26 protein-coding genes are annotated in these 22,221 nt (G+C 60.3%); 18 read left to right on the forward strand and 8 right to left on the reverse strand.

The genetic code is table 11. The features are described 5' to 3' along the window. Window positions 1-33 precede the first annotated feature (33 nt). Both AAIH70_RS02740 and AAIH70_RS02745 read left to right on the forward strand, forming a co-directional pair. Window positions 34-486: a carboxymuconolactone decarboxylase family protein gene (locus AAIH70_RS02740; protein WP_132273079.1), complete on the forward strand. Its 453-nt coding sequence runs from the start codon at window positions 34-36 to the stop codon at window positions 484-486. After that, entirely contained in the window at window positions 486-1,358 is an 873-nt protein-coding gene (locus AAIH70_RS02745; protein WP_132273078.1) for a sigma-70 family RNA polymerase sigma factor, read from the forward strand. The genes AAIH70_RS02740 and AAIH70_RS02745 overlap by 1 nt, the downstream gene beginning before the upstream one ends. Window positions 1,359-1,427: 69 nt before the next feature. On the opposite strand, the gene gmk is transcribed toward AAIH70_RS02745, so the two are convergent. From gmk to AAIH70_RS02785, 8 genes are all read right to left on the reverse strand, one after another. Next, entirely contained in the window at window positions 1,428-2,105 is a 678-nt protein-coding gene (gene gmk / locus AAIH70_RS02750) for a guanylate kinase (RefSeq protein WP_132273077.1), read from the reverse strand. A 3-nt stretch (window positions 2,106-2,108) separates the two neighbouring features. Further along, on the reverse strand, window positions 2,109-2,996 hold the full coding sequence (locus AAIH70_RS02755) for a YicC/YloC family endoribonuclease (RefSeq protein WP_132273076.1): 888 nt from the start codon (window positions 2,994-2,996) through the stop codon (window positions 2,109-2,111). Between the two features lie 39 nt (window positions 2,997-3,035). After that, window positions 3,036-4,253 (reverse strand): endolytic transglycosylase MltG, encoded by a 1,218-nt coding sequence (mltG, locus tag AAIH70_RS02760; protein WP_165931975.1) that lies wholly within the window; start codon window positions 4,251-4,253, stop codon window positions 3,036-3,038. 112 nt (window positions 4,254-4,365) lie between these two features. Next, window positions 4,366-5,628, reverse strand: coding sequence for a beta-ketoacyl-ACP synthase II (gene fabF, locus AAIH70_RS02765; protein WP_132273075.1), 1,263 nt, complete (start codon window positions 5,626-5,628; stop codon window positions 4,366-4,368). A 115-nt stretch (window positions 5,629-5,743) separates the two neighbouring features. Further along, window positions 5,744-5,980, reverse strand: a complete 237-nt coding sequence (locus AAIH70_RS02770) for an acyl carrier protein (protein ID WP_003502080.1) — start codon at window positions 5,978-5,980, stop codon at window positions 5,744-5,746. A 288-nt stretch (window positions 5,981-6,268) separates the two neighbouring features. Then, on the reverse strand, window positions 6,269-7,006 hold the full coding sequence (fabG, locus tag AAIH70_RS02775; RefSeq protein ID WP_132273074.1) for a 3-oxoacyl-[acyl-carrier-protein] reductase: 738 nt from the start codon (window positions 7,004-7,006) through the stop codon (window positions 6,269-6,271). Window positions 7,007-7,117: 111 nt separating this feature from the next. Continuing rightward, on the reverse strand, window positions 7,118-8,074 hold the full coding sequence (gene fabD / locus AAIH70_RS02780) for an ACP S-malonyltransferase (protein WP_132273073.1): 957 nt from the start codon (window positions 8,072-8,074) through the stop codon (window positions 7,118-7,120). Window positions 8,075-8,168: 94 nt separating this feature from the next. Beyond that, window positions 8,169-9,458 (reverse strand): Nramp family divalent metal transporter, encoded by a 1,290-nt coding sequence (locus tag AAIH70_RS02785; RefSeq protein WP_132273072.1) that lies wholly within the window; start codon window positions 9,456-9,458, stop codon window positions 8,169-8,171. A gap of 205 nt (window positions 9,459-9,663) precedes the next feature. On the opposite strand from AAIH70_RS02785, the gene AAIH70_RS02790 reads away from it, so the two are divergent. From AAIH70_RS02790 to AAIH70_RS02865, 16 genes are all read left to right on the forward strand, one after another. Beyond that, window positions 9,664-10,707 carry an aldo/keto reductase gene (locus tag AAIH70_RS02790; RefSeq protein ID WP_132273071.1) on the forward strand — a complete coding sequence of 348 codons (1,044 nt, stop codon included), beginning with the start codon at window positions 9,664-9,666 and terminating at the stop codon, window positions 10,705-10,707. A gap of 627 nt (window positions 10,708-11,334) precedes the next feature. Continuing rightward, complete coding sequence (locus AAIH70_RS02795) at window positions 11,335-11,715, forward strand: hypothetical protein (RefSeq protein WP_132273070.1); 381 nt, start codon at window positions 11,335-11,337, stop codon at window positions 11,713-11,715. Between the two features lie 176 nt (window positions 11,716-11,891). Beyond that, on the forward strand, window positions 11,892-12,782 hold the full coding sequence (locus AAIH70_RS02800; RefSeq protein WP_132273069.1) for an RTX toxin: 891 nt from the start codon (window positions 11,892-11,894) through the stop codon (window positions 12,780-12,782). Between the two features lie 324 nt (window positions 12,783-13,106). After that, on the forward strand, window positions 13,107-13,550 hold the full coding sequence (rpsF, locus tag AAIH70_RS02805; protein ID WP_112728512.1) for a 30S ribosomal protein S6: 444 nt from the start codon (window positions 13,107-13,109) through the stop codon (window positions 13,548-13,550). A 23-nt stretch (window positions 13,551-13,573) separates the two neighbouring features. Continuing rightward, window positions 13,574-13,816: a 30S ribosomal protein S18 gene (rpsR, locus tag AAIH70_RS02810; RefSeq protein WP_132273068.1), complete on the forward strand. Its 243-nt coding sequence runs from the start codon at window positions 13,574-13,576 to the stop codon at window positions 13,814-13,816. 161 nt (window positions 13,817-13,977) lie between these two features. Continuing rightward, window positions 13,978-14,988 (forward strand): DUF2232 domain-containing protein, encoded by a 1,011-nt coding sequence (locus tag AAIH70_RS02815; RefSeq protein ID WP_430033039.1) that lies wholly within the window; start codon window positions 13,978-13,980, stop codon window positions 14,986-14,988. 20 nt (window positions 14,989-15,008) lie between these two features. Continuing rightward, window positions 15,009-15,584 carry a 50S ribosomal protein L9 gene (gene rplI, locus AAIH70_RS02820; RefSeq protein ID WP_132273066.1) on the forward strand — a complete coding sequence of 192 codons (576 nt, stop codon included), beginning with the start codon at window positions 15,009-15,011 and terminating at the stop codon, window positions 15,582-15,584. A 279-nt stretch (window positions 15,585-15,863) separates the two neighbouring features. Then, window positions 15,864-17,360, forward strand: a complete 1,497-nt coding sequence (locus tag AAIH70_RS02825) for a replicative DNA helicase (protein ID WP_132273065.1) — start codon at window positions 15,864-15,866, stop codon at window positions 17,358-17,360. A gap of 24 nt (window positions 17,361-17,384) precedes the next feature. Further along, on the forward strand, window positions 17,385-17,570 hold the full coding sequence (locus tag AAIH70_RS02830) for a hypothetical protein (RefSeq protein ID WP_348639715.1): 186 nt from the start codon (window positions 17,385-17,387) through the stop codon (window positions 17,568-17,570). Next, entirely contained in the window at window positions 17,567-17,710 is a 144-nt protein-coding gene (locus AAIH70_RS02835) for a toxin-antitoxin system TumE family protein (RefSeq protein WP_348639714.1), read from the forward strand. The genes AAIH70_RS02830 and AAIH70_RS02835 overlap by 4 nt, the downstream gene beginning before the upstream one ends. Next, window positions 17,707-18,069, forward strand: coding sequence for a transcriptional regulator (locus tag AAIH70_RS02840; RefSeq protein ID WP_132273064.1), 363 nt, complete (start codon window positions 17,707-17,709; stop codon window positions 18,067-18,069). The genes AAIH70_RS02835 and AAIH70_RS02840 overlap by 4 nt, the downstream gene beginning before the upstream one ends. A gap of 107 nt (window positions 18,070-18,176) precedes the next feature. Next, a complete protein-coding gene (gene alr / locus AAIH70_RS02845) occupies window positions 18,177-19,364 on the forward strand; it encodes an alanine racemase (RefSeq protein ID WP_132273063.1) in 1,188 nt (395 codons plus the stop codon). 63 nt (window positions 19,365-19,427) lie between these two features. Next, a complete protein-coding gene (locus AAIH70_RS02850) occupies window positions 19,428-19,694 on the forward strand; it encodes a type II toxin-antitoxin system ParD family antitoxin (protein ID WP_132273062.1) in 267 nt (88 codons plus the stop codon). Next, the gene (locus tag AAIH70_RS02855; protein WP_132273061.1) at window positions 19,690-20,001 is read left to right on the forward strand and encodes a type II toxin-antitoxin system RelE/ParE family toxin; all 312 of its coding nucleotides are present in this window, start codon (window positions 19,690-19,692) and stop codon (window positions 19,999-20,001) included. Before AAIH70_RS02850 ends, AAIH70_RS02855 begins: the two co-directional genes overlap by 5 nt. Window positions 20,002-20,010: 9 nt before the next feature. Continuing rightward, window positions 20,011-21,414, forward strand: a complete 1,404-nt coding sequence (radA, locus tag AAIH70_RS02860; protein WP_132273060.1) for a DNA repair protein RadA — start codon at window positions 20,011-20,013, stop codon at window positions 21,412-21,414. 138 nt (window positions 21,415-21,552) lie between these two features. After that, window positions 21,553-22,131 (forward strand): CvpA family protein, encoded by a 579-nt coding sequence (locus AAIH70_RS02865; RefSeq protein ID WP_132273059.1) that lies wholly within the window; start codon window positions 21,553-21,555, stop codon window positions 22,129-22,131. Window positions 22,132-22,221: the final 90 nt, after the last annotated feature.

The raw sequence follows: 22,221 nt of genomic DNA on the forward strand, positions 1-22,221 counted from the left end.
TGGTGTCGTAACCCAACAGAAGGATACGCACTCATGCCCGCCAAACTCGATGTCTTTGCCGCCGCCCCCGCTTTGATGAAGAAGTGGATGGCCGTGTCGCTCGATGCCGCCGCCAGCCTTGAGCCGACGCTCATCGAACTCGTGAAAATCCGCTCCTCCCAGATCAATGCCTGCGCCAACTGCATCAACATGCACACGGTGGAAGCCCGCGCCAAGGGCGAGACCGAACAGCGCATCTACCTGCTTTCCGCATGGCGCGAGGCTCCCTGCTATTCCGGTCGCGAACGGGCCGCGCTAGGCTGGACGGAAGCGCTGACGCGTCTTTCGCAAGGTCACAGCCATGCCGAAGCCTATACGGCACTTGCCGAGCAGTTCACGCAGGAGGAACAGGTGAAACTGACCCTGATGATCAATGTCATCAATGGCTGGAACCGGCTGGCCGTCGGGTTCGACCTGTGGATCGAACCGGCGGCACAGGCAGCCTGATGGAAACCTTCGGCCACAACCAGGCCCTGGATGACGCGGCAGCGAGTTTCGACCCGCTGCGGCCAAAGCTGGTCCGCGTAGCCTACCGCATGCTCGGTTCGGTGGCCGATGCTGAGGACATGGTTCAGGAGGCCTTCATCCGCTGGATGAGGGCCGATCGCGCCTCCGTGCTCGAGCCGGAAGCGTTTCTGCGCCGCACGGTAACGCGGCTCTGCCTCGACCAGCTGAAATCCGCACGGCATCAGCGCGAGACCTATATCGGGCCGTGGCTGCCCGATCCCATCATGCAGGATGAGGAAGAACCGGAGGACGTGAGCCTGCCGCTGATGCTGGCACTGGAACGCCTCTCCCCGCTGGAGCGCGCCGCCTTCCTGCTGCATGACGTTTTCGGGTTGGCCTTCGAGGAAGTGGCCACCACAATCGAGCGCGATACGGCGGCCTGCCGTCAACTGGCAGCGCGCGCCAGAACCCATGTCAGGGAAACGCGAAGCCGCTTTCAGGTGGACAAGGTGCGCGGCCTGGAGCTGGCGCAAGCCTTCTTCACCGCCTCACGCACCGGCGACATGAAAACGCTTGGTGCGATGCTGGCGGCGGATGTCAGCCTTCATTCGGATGGCGGCGGCAAGCGTTATGCGGCACTGAGGCCTGTATTCGGCTTCGAGGATGTCTTCACGCTTCACCGCAACCTTTCGGCCCTGTTCGAAAAACACGGTTCGACCCTCATCCGCACCGGTCTTATCAACGGCCTGCCGGGCTTTGTCACCCGAGAGGCTGATGGCGAGCTACAGACGACGGCGCTCGACATCAGTGACGGCAAGATCACCGCGATCTATGTGATGCGCAACCCGGACAAGCTGCGGCATCTGAATTGAAAAAAAGACCCGAAACCGCATCCGGTCTCGGGTCTTTTCAATCCGTCGGGAGATGTTGCTATCTGCGCCTCAGAGCGCCGGCTCTTCCGTCAGCAGATTGCCGACAAAATCGAACAGGCCGTGGCGGCGGTCGCGACGGACGCGTTCGGCGTTGACGATGCAGTTGACGTTGCGGAATGCCTCGTCGAGATCGTCGTTGACGATGACGTAATCGTATTCGCGCCAGTGCTCGATCTCCGAACGGGAGTTCAGCAGGCGCGTGCGGATAACCTCTTCACTGTCTTCGGCGCGGCGATGCAGGCGCGACTGCAGCTCGGTCATGGTCGGCGGCAGCACGAAGATGGAAACCACGTCGGCGGACATCTTTTCCTGCAGCTGGCGGGCACCCTGCCAGTCGATGTCGAACAGCATGTCGCGGCCTTCGGACATCGCCGTTTCCACCGGCTCGCGTGGCGTGCCGTAGAAATTGCCGTGCACTTCCGCCCATTCCAGCAGGCTGTCGCTATCGCGCAGGCGCTCGAATTCACGCACGCTGATGAAGTGGTAGTGCTTTCCGGCGATCTCGCTGGGGCGACGCTGGCGCGTCGTCACGCTGACGGAGATTTCCAGGCTCGGATCGGATTCCAGCAGGTTACGGGCGATGGTGGATTTGCCTGCGCCCGAGGGCGAGGACAGAACCAGCATCAGGCCACGTCGGGCGATCTTGGCAGGGTTGTTCACTTTAGCGCTCGAAGGGGCCGGGCTCATCTATCACTCCAGATTCTGAACCTGTTCGCGGAACTGGTCGATCACGACCTTCAACTCGATGCCGGCGGCCGTCACGGCTGCCGAATTCGATTTCGAACAGATGGTATTCGATTCCCGGTTAAATTCCTGTGCAAGGAAATCCAGGCGACGGCCCACGGGACCGCCTTTTGTCAGCAATTCGGTGGCGGCAACGACATGCGCAGCCAGCCTGTCGATCTCTTCGCGCAGATCGGCCCTGGTGGCAAGGATGGCAGCTTCCGCATACAGCCTTTCGCGGTCGAGCGAGGATGCGCCGTCCATCAACGCCGCCACCTGAAGGGCAAGCTTGCGGGCAATCTCGTCCGGGCTGCGGGATGGATCTGCTTCCACGGTCTTCGTCAGGGCCGCGATGGTGTGGACATGATCCTGCAGCACGGCACCGAGCGATGCGCCCTCGCTGACGCGCATCTCGGTCAGCGCATTGAGCGCGACGTCGAGGCCGGCCATGATTTCGCGGTCGAGCGCTTGCGTCGCGTCAGCTCCCTCTTCCGCCTCGCGGATATCGACGAGGCCGCGGATCGACATCAGCGTGTCGAGCCGCAGTGGCGACGGATCGACCAGATCGCCGAGTTCGGCGCGCAGGCCCAGAATTGCGTTAAGCGCATCGCGGTTCAGCACCGCCTCCACCTTCGCCTCGGCGACGGTAATCGACAGGTTGGCCTGGATATTGCCACGGCTGAAACGAGCCGGCACGGCAGCCCGCACCGGCACTTCCAGACGCTCGAAACCCGACGGAAGACGCAGGCGCAAATCCAGCCCCTTGCCGTTTACCGAGCGCAGTTCCCAGGCCCAGCGGGTGCGACCGCTGGTGCCTTCACTGCGTGCGAAACCCGTCATCGACTGGAGGCTCATGCCGCTTTCTGCCTTTCCTGAAACGCCATCCTGCTGGCGTTAATTGCTTCTCGGCGCTCTTTCGGCGTCGGCGCCATCGGGCTGGCCATCGACGATTTCGTCGGAAGGCGTGCTGTTGGAGCGCTGTGCCTGGACCTGTCGCCAGCGACGGACATTGGCGTTGTGATCGTCCAGCGTCTGAGCAAACACATGACCGCCGGTGCCATCGGCAACGAAATACAGATCCTTGGTGCGCCACGGATTGGCGACAGCCTCAAGAGCAGCACGGCCCGGATTGGCGATCGGCGTCGGCGGCAGGCCCTTGATGTGGTAGGTATTGTAGGGCGTTTCCTTGTCGATATCCGAACGGTAGATCGGACGATCGGCCGGACGGCCGGCACCACCGAACAGGCCATAAAGAATGGTCGGGTCGGATTGCAGGCGCATGCCGCGGTTGAGGCGGTTGATGAACACCGAGGCGACATGGGCGCGCTCGTCATCCTTGCCGGTTTCCTTTTCGACGATCGAGGCGAGCGTCACGAATTCCTGCTTGGTCTTGACCGGCAGGTCGGTGTCGCGTTTTTCCCAGACCTGGTCGATCAGGCGTTCCTGGGCGGCGCGCATCTGCGCCATGATTTCGTTACGCTTGGTGCCGCGTGAAAACTTGTAGGTATCCGGGCGCAACGAACCTTCCGGCGGCTGTTCCTGCGGAAGCTCGCCTTCGAGGATCGGATCCTCCAGCAGACGCTTCATCATCTGCTGCACGGTCAGGCCTTCCGGCATCGACACGGAATAAAGAATGGACTTGCCGGATTCCAGCAGTTCCATGACTTCCTTCATCGAGGCGCCGGCCTTGATCTCGTATTCACCGGCCTTCAGTGTCTTGCCGCCTTCCAGATAGGTGGGCGTGACATAACGAAAGATGCGGGCGTCAGAAATGATGCTGTTGCGCTCGAGGCTGTCGGCAATCGCCGACACGCCTGCGCCATCACGCACGATGAAATGCGTGTTGGTTTGCAGCGGACCCGGATCGGAATAGGTGGTCATGACATAATAGAAGCCGCCGGCACCAACGATGCAGGCCGCGACCGCCATGGTCATGACGAAGTTGAGGAAGATCACCAGCTGGCTGCGCGCCTTCTTCGATCGCTTCGGCGGATCGGGCACGCGTTCAGGCTTCAGCGCCTCGTTGGGCGACTTCGGAATGATCGGGCCGTTTCCAGTGCCATACGCTCCGCGACCGGAGGGCATTTCGCTGCTATGGTTGGTGTCGCTCACCGGCACTCCCTTCTGAGTTCAGAAACATTGCCGGTGTGACCCGGCAATGCGGCAAAAACAGGTTCAGAAGGCAAGCCCAGAGCAAGGACCCGCCTCGTTAACAGCCTTGTTATCAGGCCTCGTAGCGCTTCAATACCAGCGACGCATTGGTGCCGCCGAAACCGAAGGAGTTGGACAGCGCCACGTTGATATCACGCTTGCGCGCCTTGTGCGGCACCAGATCGATCTTCGTCTCGACATCGGGATTGTCGAGGTTGAGCGTCGGCGGCGCGATGTTGTCGCGGATCGCCAGCGCCGAAAAGATCGCCTCGATCGCACCGGCGGCACCGAGAAGATGGCCGGTTGCCGACTTGGTGGATGACATGGAAATCTTCGACGCACTGTCGCCGACCAGACGCTCGACGGCGCCGAGTTCGATCGTGTCGGCCATGGTCGAGGTGCCGTGGGCGTTGATGTAGTCGATATCGGACGCGCCAAGACCGGCGCGCTTCAGCGCCATGGTCATGCAGCGGAAAGCGCCGTCGCCATCTTCCGAAGGCGCAGTGATGTGGAAAGCATCACCCGACATGCCGTAACCGACAACTTCGGCATAGATCTTTGCACCACGCGCCTTGGCGTGTTCAAGTTCTTCCAGAACAACGATGCCGGCGCCCTCACCCATGACGAAACCGTCACGGTCGCGGTCATACGGGCGCGAGGCGCGCTGCGGATCGTCGTTATATTCGGTCGACAGCGCCTTGCAGGCGGCAAAGCCGGCCAGCGAGATGCGGCAGATCGGGGATTCGGCACCACCGGCAACCATCACCTCGGCATCGCCGAAGGCAATCATGCGGGCAGCATCGCCGATCGCATGTGCGCCGGTCGAGCAGGCCGTGACGACAGCATGGTTGGGGCCGCGCAGCTTGTGCTTGATCGAAACCTGTCCGGAGACGAGGTTGATCAGGCGTCCCGGAATGAAGAATGGTGAGATGCGGCGCGGGCCCTTGTCGCGCAGCGTATAGCCGGCTTCGACAATGCCTTCGAGACCGCCGATACCCGAGCCGATCAGAACGCCGGTGGCGATCTGGTCTTCGTCGGTCTGCGGGTGCCAGCCGGCATCAGCGAGCGCCATGTCGGCGGCTGCAACGCCATAAACGATAAATGGATCGACCTTGCGCTGATCCTTGGGTTCCATCCAGTCGTCGGCATTGTAGGTGCCGTTGGAACCGTCACCGACCGGAATGCGGCAGGCGATCTTTGCGGGCAGGTCTTCGACTTCGAATTCTGTAACGAGGCGTGCCCCGTTCTGACCGTTCAAAATGGCGGACCAGCTAACTTCTGTTCCGCAACCAAGAGGAGATACCATGCCGGTACCGGTGATAACGACACGCCTCATGCCAGCGCCCCACCCTATTCATTTTTCTAGTCGATAATACTGAAACGGCCCGAACATGCCGGGCCGCCATGGGAGATAGCCGTTACCGGCTTCTCCCGAATATAACGTTATCGGATCAGGCCTGGGCCTTCTCGATGAACTTCACAGCGTCGCCGACGGTGAGGATCGAGTCAGCAGCGTCGTCCGGGATTTCAACGCCGAACTCTTCTTCGAAAGCCATGACCAGTTCGACGGTGTCGAGCGAGTCCGCGCCCAGATCGTCGATGAAGCTTGCGCCTTCGACAACCTTGTCGGCATCAACGCCGAGATGATCAATAACAATTTTCTTTACGCGTTCTGCGATATCGCTCATGTCGGTTTCCTCGACCTTTATCTTATCGGAGCCATCAAGGCATCCGCACCCTGTTGAAACCCGAGGCCGCCGCCGGATAGGACAGCGCCGAGGGCAAACCCGCTTTCCCGCTTGAGGCTTCACCGGACGCGATTAAAGTTCCGCGTGGCCGCCTTCAATACGGGACGACTGATCACAGTCAATGGCCCGCTTAACACGGTTTCCGCCCGCCGCAAAGCCAGAATCTCAACGGGATGTTACCCGTATACAGGCAATTGCAGCATTGGACGGACGCCGCCCGCGAACCGATTAGATCATTGCCATGCCACCGTTGACGTGCAGCGTCTGGCCGGTGACGTAACCTGCCTCGTTGGAAGCGAGGTAAAGAACGGCAGCAGCGATGTCCGATCCTGCGCCCATGCGCTTCATCGGGATGGCGCCCATGATGGCGTCCTTCTGCTTGTCGTTCAGCTTGCCGGTCATGGCGCTTTCGATGAAGCCCGGAGCCACGCAGTTGACCGTGACGTTGCGCGTGGCGATTTCCTGCGCCAGCGACTTGGAAAAGCCGATCATGCCGGCCTTGGAAGCGCAATAATTTGCCTGACCCGGATTGCCGGTGACACCGACGATCGAGGTGATGTTGATGATACGGCCATGGCGGCGGCGCATCATCGGATGCGTCAGTTCGCGCGTCAGGCGGAAGACGGAGGTAAGGTTCACTTCCAGAACCGCATCCCAGTCCTCGTCGGACATGCGCACGAACAGGCCATCCTTGGTGATGCCGGCATTGTTGACGAGGATATCGACGCCGCCGAGAACCTCTTCAGCCTTTTCGCCGAGCGCCTTGACTTCAGCGCGGTCGGAAAGGTTGGCAGGAAAGATGTGGACGCGCTCGCCGAGATCGGCAGCCAGGGCTTCCAGCTTTTCGACGCGGGTGCCGTGCAGGCCGACGATGGCGCCCTGTGCATGCAGCATGCGGGCGATTTCTTCACCGAGGCCACCGGTCGCGCCGGTCACGAGGGCCTTGCGGCCGGTCAGATCAAACATTGTTCGTTCCTCTTTTGAGAGCGAATAGAGAATGGCGAATAGCGAGTAGAAAGCGGCATCAGCGAGGCGAAAAACCATTCGCTATTCGCTACTCCCTACTAGCTCGCAATATCAGCCGAGAATGGCGGCGATGGCCGCGTCGATATCGGCCGGTGCATTCACGGCAACGCCGGAAATATTCTTGTCGATGCGGCGGGCAAGGCCGGTGAGCACTTTTCCCGAACCGACTTCATACAGTGTGGTGATGCCGTTGGCGCCGAACCACTCGACCGTCTCACGCCAGCGCACCTGACCGGTGACCTGGGTAACGAGCAGGTTGGCGATCTCGTCGGCATCGTAGACCGGGGCGGCGCGCACATTGGCGATGACCGGGACGACCGGGTTGTGCTTTTCCACCTTGTCGAGCGCGTGGCGCATGGCGATTGCCGCCGGCGCCATCAGGTCGCTGTGGAAGGGTGCGGAGACCGGAAGCATGATGGCGCGCTTAGCGCCCTTTTCTGTTGCCAGAGCCGCCGCCTTTTCGACGGCTGCCTTGGAACCGGAAATGACCAGCTGGCCACCGCCATTATCGTTGGCGATCTGGCAGATTCCGATTTCACGGGCGGCAACGCAGATGGCTTCGACATCACCATGCTCGAGGCCGATGATCGCCGCCATGGCGCCTTCGCCGACAGGAACTGCCGACTGCATGGCATCGCCACGGATGCGTAGAAGACGGGCAGTATCGGCCAGCGAGAAAGTGCCGGCGGCACAGAGTGCGGAATATTCGCCGAGCGAGTGGCCGGCGACAAAAGCGACATGGCTCTTCAGATCGAGGCCACGCGCTTCGAGAACGCGAAGAGCCGCGATCGAAACCGCCATCAGCGCGGGCTGCGCATTGGCGGTCAGCGTCAGCGTGTCTTCCGGGCCATTCCACATGATCTCGGACAGCTTCTGGCCAAGCGCGTCATCGACTTCCTGGAAAACCGCGCGGGCTTCCGGAAAGGCGTCGGCAAGATCCTTGCCCATGCCGACGGCCTGGCTGCCCTGGCCGGGAAATGTGAATGCGATGCTCGCAGAGGTGCTCATTGGGGTCGTTTCCTTTCCCTGAATTTGCCTCTCCATTCACATTCCGGCCTTGCAAGTCAAGGGTTTCGGGGTTTTCACAACCCGTTACCCCCTGTTAACCGCCCGAAACGAGACCGATAACCTCATTGACGCACAGCACCACGAACAGCAGCGCGGATGCACCGAGCAGGCCGTTAGACAGCCAGCCGTTGCGCCATTCTTTTGGCACGCGGGAGGAATTCAGCAGCCAGATGAGGGTGATGGCGAGGAACGGCATGAAGAAGGCACCGAGCGCGCCATAGATGATGACGAGCGTGAACGGGCGACCGAACCACAAAAGCGCCATCGGCGGAATGGTGAGCCAGAACAGGTAGAACTTGAAGGCCGGCGTCTTTTCCAGACCTTCACGCGAACCGCTCTCGCCGCCACGCACTGTGCGGACGAAATCGGCAAACAGCAGCGACACGCCGTGCCAGACGCCGAGAATGGAGGAGATGGTGGTGGCGAAGAAGCCGAACAGGAATGCCTTGGCCACGAACGGACCGAAACGATCCTGCAGAACCTTGTCGAGATCGAGCAGACCGCGATCGCCGGTCGAAAGAGCGATCTGCGCGGTATAGAGCAGTTCGGCACCGACGATCAGCATGGCGACGACAAAAATGCCGGTCATGATATAGGCGACGCGGTTGTCGAGGCGCATGACGCCCATCCAGGCCGGCGTGCGCCAGCCCTTGGCATTCACCCAGTAACCGTAGGAGGCCATGGTGATGGTGCCGCCGACGCCGCCGATCAGGCCGAGCGTATAGATTGCCGAGCCTTCCGGAATGGTGGGAATGAGGCCTGTCAGAGCCGCACCGACATCCGGCACGACGAGAATGGCGATACCGACGACGATGATGAACATGATGGCGATGAAGAGCTTCATCACATTCTCGAAGACTTCATAGCGGTTGAAGGCCACGAAGGCCGCGCAGACGAGGCCGGACATCATCGCCCAGGCCCAAAGCGGCAGGAATGGGAAAAGGGCTGCAAGCGGCAGCGCCGTCGCGCTCATGGCGGTTGCGCCATACACAAAGCCCCAGATCATGATGTAGATGCCAAAATACCAGCTCGTCCATTTGCCGAGCGACTTCCAGCCGTCCAGCATGGTGGAGCCGGTGGCGAGGTGATAGCGCGCCGAGCCTTCGGCGAGCGCAATCTTGACGATACAGCCGATCACCGCGGCCCATAACAATGCGTAGCCGAAACGCGAGCCGGCAATCAGCGTGGCAACCAGATCGCCTGCACCGACGCCGGTGACGGCGACCACGATGCCCGGGCCGATGAGTTTCCAGCGCCCGGTCTTTGGTGGATCACCCGCATCCGGGAAACCGCGTTCGTCAAATTGCACACCGTTATCGGCCATGCATTCCTCCGCAAATTTATTCTACACACGCTCGGTTTTCAGAGCCGAGACGCGCCACTTTGGGATGAATTAGAACTTTTTCTGCATTTTCGACCCCGGCGACATAAAGTTTTCGCGATCTCGCCGCGAAACGGCTGCATTCTTCCCTTGCGTGACCGCAAATCCCGCTTAAGTTCGAGCCCTTCAAAGACGGGACGATTTTTCCATGAAATTCAACAAACTCGGCCGGACGGACATTTCCGTTTCGGAAATCTGCCTCGGCACCATGACCTGGGGTACGCAGAACACGGAAGCGGAAGCCCATGAGCAGATGGATTACGCCGTCTCTAAGGGCGTCAACTTTTTCGACACCGCCGAACTTTATCCGACCACGCCGGTCAGCGGCGACACCTATGGCCGCACCGAAGAACATATCGGCACATGGCTGAAAAACCGCGGCAAGCGCGACGATATCGTTCTCGCCACCAAGATCGCCGGCGGCGGTCGCCCGCATATCCGTGACGGTCGCCCGATCAAGCCGGAGACCATTCGCGAAGCGGTCGACGCCAGCCTGCGCCGTTTGCAGACCGATTATATCGATCTCTACCAGATCCACTGGCCGAACCGCCCGCATTACCATTTTCGCGGCGCATGGGATTTCAATGCCTTCGAGCAGGACCGCGAACAGTCGGTGACCGGCATCACTCAGAAGCTGGAAACGCTGGATGAACTGGTGAAGGCCGGAAAGATCCGCACGATCGGCCTTTCCAACGAAACCGCGTGGGGCACGATGCAATATCTGCGTCAGTCGGAAGAAAAAGATTTTCCGCGCGTCGTCTCGATCCAGAACGAGTACAACCTGCTGTACCGCACCTTCGATCTCGACATGGCGGAAGTGTCGCGTCACGGCGATGTCGGTCTGCTGGCCTACTCGCCGCTGGCCGCCGGCCTTCTCTCCGGCAAATATCTGGCCGGCGCCCGCCCGACGGGTTCACGCGCGACGATCAACGAAAATCTTGGCGGACGCCTGCAGCCGCATCAGGAACCGGCCGTCGCGGCCTATGTCGAGATCGCCAGAAAACATGGCCTCGATCCGGCACAGATGGCGCTGGCCTTCTGCCTGACGCGCCCGTTCATGGCCTCGGTCATCATCGGCGCGACCACGATGGATCAGCTGAAGTCCGATATCGGCGCTGCCGACATCACGCTGTCGGACGCGGTGCTGGCTGATATCGCCAAAGCTCATCGGCAGTATCCGGCGCCGATCTGAGGCGGGACACACAGTTTTGTCTATTGGCGGCACGCGGGCGACTGCGTGCCGTTTTGCGTTCAAACACCCCGACGACGCCGTCGCAGTTTCCGCCACCCGATAAAAAACAGTATGATAAATCCGAGAGACAGAAGCGGCGCCACAAGGAACGCCGCGGCATAGCCGCAGCTGCCTTCGAAACAGCTTCCAAGCATGCCGGCCTGTGCGGCAAGCGATGCCACGAGCAAGGCCAGAAAGCAGCAGATCAGAATACCGCAAAACGCAATGACAAGACGGATAAGAGTTTTCATCGGTGGCGATGTAGCAAGGTAGCGGAACGGATCGCAAGCGCGGATACATTCACTGATTCGCCCCCCGCTCCACTTAAGGAATCACTAATTTTCGTCACGGTCTGTGGATGACCACCCCGATCTGTCTCGTCATGAGCCACAAACGGCGCCTGTGGTCTGTCCGGTAATATTCCGTTTACGAACGGAGCACGCGTTTTGTGCACCGCACTTTCCGCTCGTCCAAGCCGGCGCTAGCTTTTCCGTCAATCAGTCACAAACCAGCTGCCGATGGCCGCATTCGTTGCGTCCAATACCCTTTTGTTTGCAATCTGCAGCCCGAACCGCGGAAGAGAAAAACATGACGATCAACGCCATCAGTTCCCTCCAGCGCGCTCTTTATACCGGTAATGATGCGGCCCTGCTCGTCACCCCGGCCATGGGCTCGTCGGCCACGACCATGCCCAGCCAGTCACTAATCCCCGAAAGCCAGCTGGAGGCCGGTTTTCAAAACGACACCCGCAATCCCGGCCAGTCGCCGCTTGCCAAGATCGTCGAAATTCTCGATCTGATGCGCCCCTTGAAAAAGGACAGCATCGAAGATGTGGCGCAGAACCCGGTGCATGATGATAGCGTAAAGGCGGTTTCCGCCTTTCTCGATGGCCTTGAGGAGAATGAGATTTTCTCGCAACCGGTTGCATCTCGCCCGTCCGACCTGCAGCGCCTTTACCGGCAGTTCTGACGGACTTCCTCAGACGCGGGCCGTCTGTTCACACCTCATTTACCGATTTCGAAGCCCGCGATAGCTCGACAGCCGATGCAAGCATAGGATGCCGATAACAGGTCCGGCATGACGATGGACCCGGCCCCGCCGCAGGCGCAATGACGACGCCGGCGACAATCCCGACCGGATGAACCATGGTCAGCATCAACGCGTTTTACCGCAGTTCCAATGCCGGACAGTATGTCAGCCAGCTGTTCAGCAACAGCCGCGTCTCATCTCCAGCCCCCACCTGGAACAGTGGCCGTTCCGTCAGCACCTATGAACCGGGCGAAAGCGCAACGGAAAAGGCGATTTCCCGCATCATAGAGATCCTGACACTGGGCGGCACCGAAAGCGATGATCAGGCCAGCGTCTCCGAGAGCTTTGGTTACATCACCCAAGCGCGCGGCACCAAAGGTGACGACACGCTGACATTTGCCGGACGCGGTGTCTCCAACGTGGAGGCTGGAACCGGGAACGACAGCATCATCGTCAAGACAGCGACCACATCCCTGATCGATGGTGGCGATGGCGATGACCAGATCAAGCTGGCAGCCCGTTTCCTCAATGACATCACCGGCGGCATGGGCGACGACAAGATCGAGATTTCCGCCACGACGGCTCTGTCCGTCGATGGGGGCGACGGCAATGACACGCTGAAGGTCGCGGCCGATACCGTGCTTGGCCTGACCGGCGGTGACGGAGACGACAGTATTCTAGTCGAAGGCACACGCCTCTCCGCATCTGGCGGCACTGGCAACGATACCGTCACCTTCAACATCAGGCGCGGCGGCTCTGCCGAATACCTGTTCGCAAGGGGAGACGGCACGGATACGATCGCCAGCAACGGTGCACTGACCATCGTGCTGACCGGCTACACTTCCGCCCAACTCTCCGTCATGACCAGCAACAACAGGATGGTTGTCACGTTTGATGGCTCAGATGACAAACTGACGCTCGACTTCACGGGGGGAGCCCTTGAGGCTGCCCAGCCGACTTTCGGTTTTTCCACGGAAAATGGCGCTCTGGCACTTTGGGTAAGATAAACGGATAACAGACGAGAACCGGCGCAAGGCGCAACAACCCGCCAGCAGTCCACTCACCTTTTGCGTGCCAGCCCTTGCTATCCCGCCAGAAATCCGTATAAGCCGCCGTGTTCGACACATCCGGTCTTCTGGCTGGTGGCTGTACGGAGGGCGGGTTCCAGATCAGGAACCGCACGGACCGAAGGGTCCAAGCCTCCCGTGTCTCCGCTCTCGACCGTCTCGAAACAACAACTTTTCTTGCCGGGCTTTTGCCCCCAGGAGCAGTCGTTGAGGCTTAGCCGCCGAGGTCCGGATGAACTAAAACGCAAGAAAAGGCAAAGTTACATGGCTCTTTACGAACACGTATTCCTTGCCCGACAGGATATGTCCGCACAGCAGGTCGACGCCCTCGTAGAACAGTACAAGGGTGTCCTCGAAGCTAACGGCGGCAAGGTCGGGCGCGTAGAAAACTGGGGCTTGAAGTCCCTGACCTACCGCATGAAGAAGAACCGCAAGGCTCATTACGCTCTGATGGACATCGATGCTCCGGCTGCTGCCGTGCACGAAATGGAACGTCAGATGCGCATCAACGAAGACGTTCTTCGCTACATGACGATCGCCGTCGAGAAGCACGAAGAAGGTCCGTCTGCCATGATGCAGAAGCGCGACCGTGACGACCGTCCGCGTCGTGACGGCGACGACCGTGGCCCGCGCCGCGAGTTCGGCGATCGCCCGCCGCGTCGCGATGGCGACTTCCAGCGCGCGCCGCGTCCGGCTCGTGAAGCTTAATCGGCTAGAAGGGATCATACACAATGGCTGAAACTTCTCCGGCTCGCCGCCCGTTCCATCGTCGTCGCAAGACCTGCCCGTTCTCGGGTGCAAACGCGCCGAAGATCGACTACAAGGACGTTCGTCTGCTGCAGCGCTACATTTCTGAGCGCGGCAAGATCGTTCCTTCGCGTATCACCGCAGTTTCCCAGAAGAAGCAGCGCGAACTGGCCCAGGCCATCAAGCGCGCTCGTTTCCTCGGCCTGCTGCCGTACGTTGTTGCTTAATTGAACTACCGACCCTCTGGTCCCAAACCAGAGGGTCGTTTCCCTTCCGCGTTGGGCGCGGATCGGATCGAACTGCCGGCCAAAAAGGCCAAAAACCCATGTTGGGGATTTCAAGGCTACAAGCCCTCCCCTAACTGCTCGATACGCAGGACAGCGACACAGTGAACGCACAGACGAAAAACGTATTGCCGACCGGCATTCTCGCCGGCATCGCCGCGACCCTGCTGGTGCTGGGTGCGAATGCGCAGCCGTCGTTTGCGTTTGCCCTTTATGCATCCTCCGCACTTCCCGTCCTGATCGCCGGTCTTGGCTGGGGCAATCTTGCCGCCATCATCGCGATCGTGACCTCGGGCCTGCTCGGCTCCGTACTGGCTTCTCCTTACTTTGCGCTGGCCATCGGCATCTTCACGCTGATCCCGGCCGGCTGGCTGTCGCATCTGGCCAATCTGGCGCGCCCCGCTTCCGAACTCGGCGGCCCGGACAACCTGATGGCATGGTATCCGCTGTCGGATATCCTCATGCACCTTTGCGGCCTGGTAACGGTCGCCATGATCATCCTCGACGTGATGATCGGCTACGGCCCGGAACTGACCAATTCGCTGGTCGATGCCATGAGCGCCGCGCTGAACGACCCGAATTCCGAATTTGCCGGCGACGCTCAGGCGCTGGCACAGATGCAGCAGAGCCTTGCCCAGACCAAGTCGATCATCGTTCTGATGCTGCCGATGGTTCAGGGCGCCGTCTGGGTGATGATGCTGTTCGCCGCCTTCTATTTCGCGGTGCGCATCGTTTCCCGTTCCGGCCGCGCGCTGCGTCCGCGTGAAGACATGCCCTCGGCACTGCGCATGAACCGCCACGCCATCTTCGCCTTCCTCGCCGGCATCCTGATGATGTTTGCCGGTGGCGTGCCGGCGATGATCGGCGCCACGATCTGCGGCGCTTTCGGCGCCGGCTTTCTGATGGCCGGTTTTGCGTCGCTGCATTTCCGCAGCCTCGGCAAGGACTGGCGCATTCCGGCGCTGACCCTTTGCTACCTCTCCTCGATGATGATGCTGCCGGCCTTTGCCGTGCTCATCCTCGGGCTTTTCGATACCCGCCGCACGATCGCACTGACACCGGTGCGGGCTGCGGATGGCAAACAGACACCTACCGATATCAACGAACAGAACTGACACCTGAAAGGATTAAGACAATGGACGTCATTCTTCTTGAACGCATCGCCAAGCTCGGCCAGATGGGCGAGACCGTAAAGGTCAAGGACGGCTTTGCCCGTAACTACCTGCTGCCGCTCGGCAAGGCGCTGCGCGCCAACGAAGGCAACAAGAAGCGCTTCGAAGCCGAACGCGCAACCCTTGAAGCCCGTAACCTCGAGCGCAAGGGCGAAGCCCAGGCCGTTGCCGACACGCTCGCCGGCAAGATCTTCCTCGTCGTCCGTTCGGCCGGCGAAACCGGTCAGCTCTACGGTTCTGTTGCTGCCCGCGACATCATCGAAGTCCTGGCTGCTGAAGGCTACAACATCGGCCGCAACCAGGTTGACCTGAACACCCCGATCAAGGCCATTGGCCTGCACAAGGTTGTTCTGCACCTCCACGCTGAAGTCGAAATCGAAATCGAACTCAACGTTGCCCGTTCGGCCGAAGAAGCCGAGCGCCAGTCCAAGGGCGAAAGCCTCACCTCGGCCGACGCCATCTACGGCGTTGACGAAGATGCCCTGCGTCCGGAAGATTTCTTCGATCCGGAAGCCGACCAGGACGGCGACGACGAGTAATCGTCTTTTCGCAGAGTTTTCTGCAGACAGCGCCCGGGCTTCACCGCCCGGGCGTTTTTTTGTGCCATTTTCGTGTAGACTCAACATTTACGGCAGCCGAGTCGCATCCGCCGCACAGTCAACCGGATTTGCCACTTTGCTGCGTTTTTTCTTGAGGCTGTGAACTGCTGTGGGAAAGCTGTTTCCTGCCGCTGAGCCGTTTCGAAACGGGCGCGCAGCTCTTAAAAGATAATCTTAAGCAGTGCTGACCACTGAACGCCAAGACGGATAAAAAGACCGATGAACGAAGTCCCGCGCAAACTCGCCAATGCCCAGCCCGCGGAGCCGCATTACCGCGAAGCTCCGAACAATATCGAGGCGGAACAGGCCCTGCTCGGCGCGATCCTCGTCAACAACGACGCCTATTACCGCGTCTCGGATTTTCTCAAACCCCCGCATCTGCACGAACCGCTGCATCGCAAGATCTTCGAGGTTGCCGGCGACATCATCCGCATGGGCAAGACCGCGACGCCGGTAACGCTGAAAAACTTCCTGCCCGCCGACCAGAAGGTCGGCGACATGACGGTGGCGCAATATCTCGCCCGTCTTGCCGCCGAAGCCGTATCGATCATCAACGCCGAAGACTATGGCCGCGCCATCTATGACCTCGCGCTGCGCCGCGCGCTGATCACCATCGGCGAGGACATGGTCAACATCGCTTATGACGCGCCGCTCGACATGCCGCCGCAGGCGCAGATCGAAGACACCGAGCGTCGTCTGTTCGAGCTTGCAGAGACAGGTCGTTACGACGGCGGTTTCCAGTCGTTCAACGACGCGGTGGCACTCGCCATCGACATGGCCGGTCAGGCCTATGAGCGTGACGGCCACCTTTCGGGCATTTCCACCGGCATCATGTCGCTCGACGGCAAGATGGGCGGCCTGCAGCGTTCCGACTTGATCGTGCTGGCCGGACGTCCGGGCATGGGTAAGACGTCGCTTGCCACCAACATCGCCTACAATATCGCTGCGTCCTATGAACCGGAAGTGCAGCCGGATGGCTCCTTCAAGGCCAAGAACGGCGGCGTCGTCGGTTTCTATTCGCTGGAAATGTCGTCCGAACAGCTGGCCACCCGTATCATTTCCGAGCAGACCGAAGTGTCGTCTTCAAAAATCCGTCGTGGTGACATTACCGAGGCCGATTTCGAAAAGCTGGTCGCCTGCTCCCAGATGATGCAGAAGGTTCCGCTGTTCATCGACCAGACCGGTGGTATCTCGATCGCCCAGCTGTCGGCCCGCGCCCGACGCCTGAAGCGTCAGCGCGGCCTTGATTGCCTGGTGGTCGACTATATCCAGCTGATGACCGGCTCCGGCAAATCCGGTGAAAACCGCGTGCAGGAAATCACCCAGATCACCACCGGCCTGAAATCGCTCGGCAAGGAACTGAACGTGCCGATCATCGCGCTGTCGCAGCTGTCGCGTGGGGTGGAAAGCCGTGAAGACAAACGTCCACAGCTCTCCGACCTTCGCGAATCCGGCTCGATCGAGCAGGACGCCGACGTCGTGCTCTTCGTGTTCCGTGAGGAATATTATGTGAAGAACATGGAACCGCGCGACATTTCCGATCCAAAATATCCAGAATGGGAAACCCTGATGGACAAGGTCAAGGGCACGGCCGACGTGATCATCGCCAAGCAGCGTCACGGACCGACCGGCACGGTAAAGCTCGCCTTCCAGTCGGAATTCACCCGCTTTACGGATCTGGCCGAGCCGAGCTTTACGCAATACGAGGAGCCGTGATCCAGCGGATCATTCAGGCCTCCTTTGACAACCCGCCTTCATGTTGGCATTCTCGCCAACATGAAGGCGGAACTGCTTTATCGATCCAAAAGCATTTTGTCCGATGGCGCCATTGTCGAAATGGTGATCTGGAAGGTTCCGCGCCCCGTTATCGGTAGCCTGCACGCTTATAAATACAGCCTCTTCTATGGATATGACGGCTTCGTGTGATCGGTTACGACAACGAGAGAGGCAAAGGCGATCACAAGCATTTCGATCAAGACGAAATGCCTTACGCCTTTTCTACGGTTCACCAGATGTTGGCGGATTTCCTTGCTGACATTCGTGCAATGAGGAAAACGGAGCGATGACGACAGCCAAAATCCGTATTCAGCGAGATGATGATGCGACGCTGACAGCAGCGGCGGACGGTTTTGCTGCCGCTTGGAAAACCGGCCAGCAACAGGATCATACCTTCAGCTTTTCATCACCGGAGCAGCTTTTCACCGTGCTGACACCGAAGCGCTGGACGTTGATCGAAACACTCCAACGGCTTGGCCCCAGCACCTACCGGGCACTTTCTTCAGAGCTGGGGCGCGATGTGAAACGCGTTCACGAAGATACCGTCACGTTGATCGAATGGGGCTTCGTTGTGGTCAACGGTGACGGTCGCATTCATGTGCCTTATGATCTCATCAATGCGGATTTCGATCTGCGCAGCGTCGCCTGATGCCATCAGATCCATCTCTGTACCATAATCCCACCAAGCGACTTTCCTCCCAGCCGCTAAGCCTATAGGGTCGCCGCACAATCGACCTATCGCATGAGTGCCTCCCCATGACCGAGATCACCGACCTCCCCGAAAATGAAGAGTTCGACAGCGAAAACGTCTATGACGCGTTCGACGTGGCGCCGGTGCGCCTTACCGTCGATCTCGGTGCGCTCGCTGATAACTGGCGTGACATGGCGCGCCGTTCCGGCAATGCCCGCACCGCAGCCGTCGTCAAGGCGGATGCTTACGGCCTCGGTCTGGAAGACTGTGGCACCGCGCTTTACGAGGCTGGTGCACGTGATTTCTTTGTGGCCGTGCCGCAGGAAGGCGCAACGCTGCGCACCTATGCGCCGGATGCCCGTATCTATGTGCTCTCAGGTATCTGGCCGGGTCAGGAAGACGTGTTTTTCGACCATGACCTGGTGCCGGTTCTGGCTTCGGAAGACCAGCTTGCCTTCTGGATGTCGGTCATTGCCGATCGCGACGATCACCCCTGCGCGCTGCAGATCGATACCGGCTTCAACCGTCTCGGCCTGCCGCTTGAAGATGCGCTGGCGCTTGTCGAAGACGTGTCGCGTCCGGCCAGCTTTTCGCCGGTGCTTGTGATGTCGCACCTGCATAGCGGCGACAATCCGTCCTCGCCGATGAGCCGCGTGCAGCTTGAGGCTTTCCAACAGGTTGCCGAGGCTTTCGAAGGCATCGAGGCAAGCCTTTCCGCCTCTGCCGGCATTTTCCTCGGTTCCGAATATCATTTTGATCTCACCCGCCCCGGCATTGCCGTCTACGGCGGTGAAGCGGTCAATGGCATGCAGCCGCTCAAGCCCGTCGCCAAGGCAGAAGCCCGCATCATCCAGATCCGCGAAGCCGCCGCCGGCTCGACCGTCAGCTACGGCGCCACGCACCAGCTGTCGCGCAACAGCCGCCTTGCCGTGGTGTCCGCCGGTTATGCCGATGGATATCTGCGCTCGCTCTCCGGCTCCGGCGTGCCGCTGCGCGCCGGCGGAACGCCCGGCGCCTTCGGTTTTGTCGGCAATACCCGCGTGCCGGTTATCGGTCGCGTCACCATGGACATGACGATCTTCGACATCACCGACGTGCCGGAAGGCGATGTCCGTGTCGGCGATTATGTCGAACTGTTCGGCCCCAACGTGCCGCTTGACGATACCGCCCGCGCCGGCGGGACGATCGGCTACGAACTGCTGACCAGCCTCGGACTGCGCCACGAGCGCCGCTATATCGACGCCAACGACTGATCTCTTTTTCACCTCTTGGAAGCCAATCGGGACCGTGCTAGAAGAGAACAAAAGGAGATCGAAATGACCGAGATCCATCTCAGTGATAAGCAGAAGGCGTTCATCGAAGAGCAGGTGAATGCTGGCAGGTTCAAGAATGCTGACGAGGTGATCGCAGCCGCGCTCGAAACCTTGAGGCAAGCGGACGAAAACCTTCGCAAGCTGATCCAGGAAGGGTTGGATGATATGGATGCCGGGCGGGTTCATCGTTACGAGGACGAGGACGAGTTCATGGCGGATATCAAGCGCCTTTCCGCCTCTCGCCAGCTGAAAACGGGGACAGGCTATTAGAACGAGGGTCGCAGTCTGGACAACAAAGGCCCGCGCCGATGTGGTCGAAGATCACGACCATATTGCGTTTTACAATCCTGTGGCCGCTACGGCTTTCGCCCGCGAAATCTTTGCTAAGATGCGATCAGCCGCCAGTCTTGGCCTGACAGGCGTAGATCGCTCTGAATATGGAGAGGGCCTTCGTAGCTTGGCATTCCGCGAGCGCATCATCTTCTTCCACATCTCGGAAACGGAACTGACGGTTGTTCGTGTACTGCACGGCCATCAAGATATTTCGTCCGCAGACTTTATGAATATCAGAGACTGACGCTTCCCCATGGTAAAACCCAAAACCCAATTCGTGTGCCAGAACTGCGGCACGGTGCATAATCGCTGGGCCGGCAAGTGCGAAGGCTGCGGCGAGTGGAATACCATCGTCGAGGAAGATCCGATGGGGGGCATCGGCTCCGGCCCCGGTAAGGTGCCGAAAAAGGGCCGCGCCGTCACGCTCACCACGCTGTCTGGCGAGACCGAGGAAGCTCCGCGCGTCCAGACCGGCATTTCCGAACTCGACCGCGCCACCGGCGGCGGTTTCGTGCGCGGCTCGGTCGTGCTGGTCGGCGGCGATCCGGGCATCGGCAAATCCACGCTTCTGATGCAGGCCGCCGCCGCCCTCTCCCGTCGCAAGCAGCGCATCATCTATGTCTCGGGCGAAGAGGCGGTGGCACAGGTGCGTTTGCGCGCCCAGCGTCTGGGTGCCGCCGATACCGACGTGCTGCTCGCTGCCGAAACCAATGTGGAAGATATTCTCGCCACGATTTCCGAGGGCAAGCGTCCAGACCTCGTCATTATCGATTCCATCCAGACGCTGTGGAGCGATACGGCCGATAGTGCGCCGGGCACCGTCACACAGGTGCGCACCGGCGTGCAGGCGATGATCCGGTTTGCCAAGCAGACCGGTGCTGCCATGGTTCTCGTCGGCCATGTCACCAAGGAAGGCCAGATCGCCGGCCCGCGCGTGGTCGAGCACATGGTCGATGCCGTTCTCTATTTCGAAGGCGACCGCGGCCACCATTACCGCGTGCTGCGAACAGTGAAGAACCGCTTTGGCCCGACCGACGAGATAGGCGTCTTCGAAATGTCGGACAAGGGACTGCGTGAAGTCACCAACCCGTCCGAACTGTTTCTGGGGGAACGCAATGCCAAATCGCCCGGCGCTGCCGTTTTTGCCGGCATGGAAGGCACGCGCCCGGTTCTCGTCGAGGTGCAGGCGCTGGTGGCGCCGACCTCGCTCGGCACGCCGCGTCGTGCCGTGGTCGGCTGGGACTCATCCCGCCTCGCCATGATCCTCGCCGTGCTCGAAGCCCATTGCGGCGTGCGGCTCGGCCAGCACGATGTCTATCTCAACGTTGCCGGCGGTTACCGCATTTCCGAACCGGCGGCCGATCTTGCCATCGCTTCGGCGCTGGTCTCCTCGCTTGCCAGCGCCCCCCTGCCCGCAGATTGCGTCTTCTTCGGCGAAATCAGCCTGTCGGGCGCCGTGCGCCCGGTATCGCAGACGGCGCAACGCCTGAAGGAGGCCGAAAAGCTCGGTTTCGCCGGCGCCATGCTGCCCGCCACCTCGGCCGAACTGCCCAAGGCCGGCAATGCCCGCTGGACCAAGATCGAGGATCTGCCTGATCTCGTCTCGCGTATTGCCGGATCTGCAAAGAAATTGGGGAAACAGAGCGATGAGGATTGATCTTCCGTAAGCGAGACGACTGATGTAAGAGGGCAGCCAAAGGACGTCAGTGTCTTTTCGGCACACGTCATGACGGGCGACCAGATCGCCTTTCGCGTTCCGGCCCCGTCGCCGGTTAAGTTCTGGAGTAGGTAGTTTATGCCCATCACGATTTTCGACGGTATCGTCATCGGCGTCACGCTGTTTTCGGCCGTGCTTGCCATGGTCCGCGGCTTTTCGCGCGAAGTGCTGTCGATTGCCAGCTGGGTCGGCTCGGTTGCCGCCGCCTATTATCTTTACCCGCTGATCCTGCCCTATGCGAAGAACTATACGGCCGATGACCGTATCGCGCTTGCCGCCTCCGTCGGCATCGTCTTTCTGATCGCGCTGATCATCATCACCTTCATCACCACCAAGATCGCCGATTTCATCATCGACAGCCGCATCGGTGCGCTGGACCGCACGCTCGGCTTTCTGTTCGGCGCGGCGCGCGGCGTGCTTCTTCTGGTTGTCGCACTCGCCTTCTGGAACTGGCTGGTCGGCTCGCAGGCACAGCCGGACTGGGTGAAGAATGCCAAGTCGAAGCCGTTCATGGATTCGCTGGTTGTGCGCCTCGTGGCAGCGCTGCCGGAGAATGTCGAGGCCAAGGCCCGTGCCCGCCTGAGCGGTGAGCCTGAACAGGGTGAGACCGGTCAGGAACAGGCGCCGTCCGACGAAGCGCCGTCAACAAATAATTGACGATATGTTGCGCTTGATACGCAGCAAACCGTCACCATTTGTGCTATCAAGCACCTGAACAGAGCAAGGCCGGACAGCGGGAAAGAGATT

The organism is Neorhizobium sp. BT27B, assembly GCF_050455485.1.
Lineage (GTDB): Bacteria > Pseudomonadota > Alphaproteobacteria > Rhizobiales > Rhizobiaceae > Neorhizobium.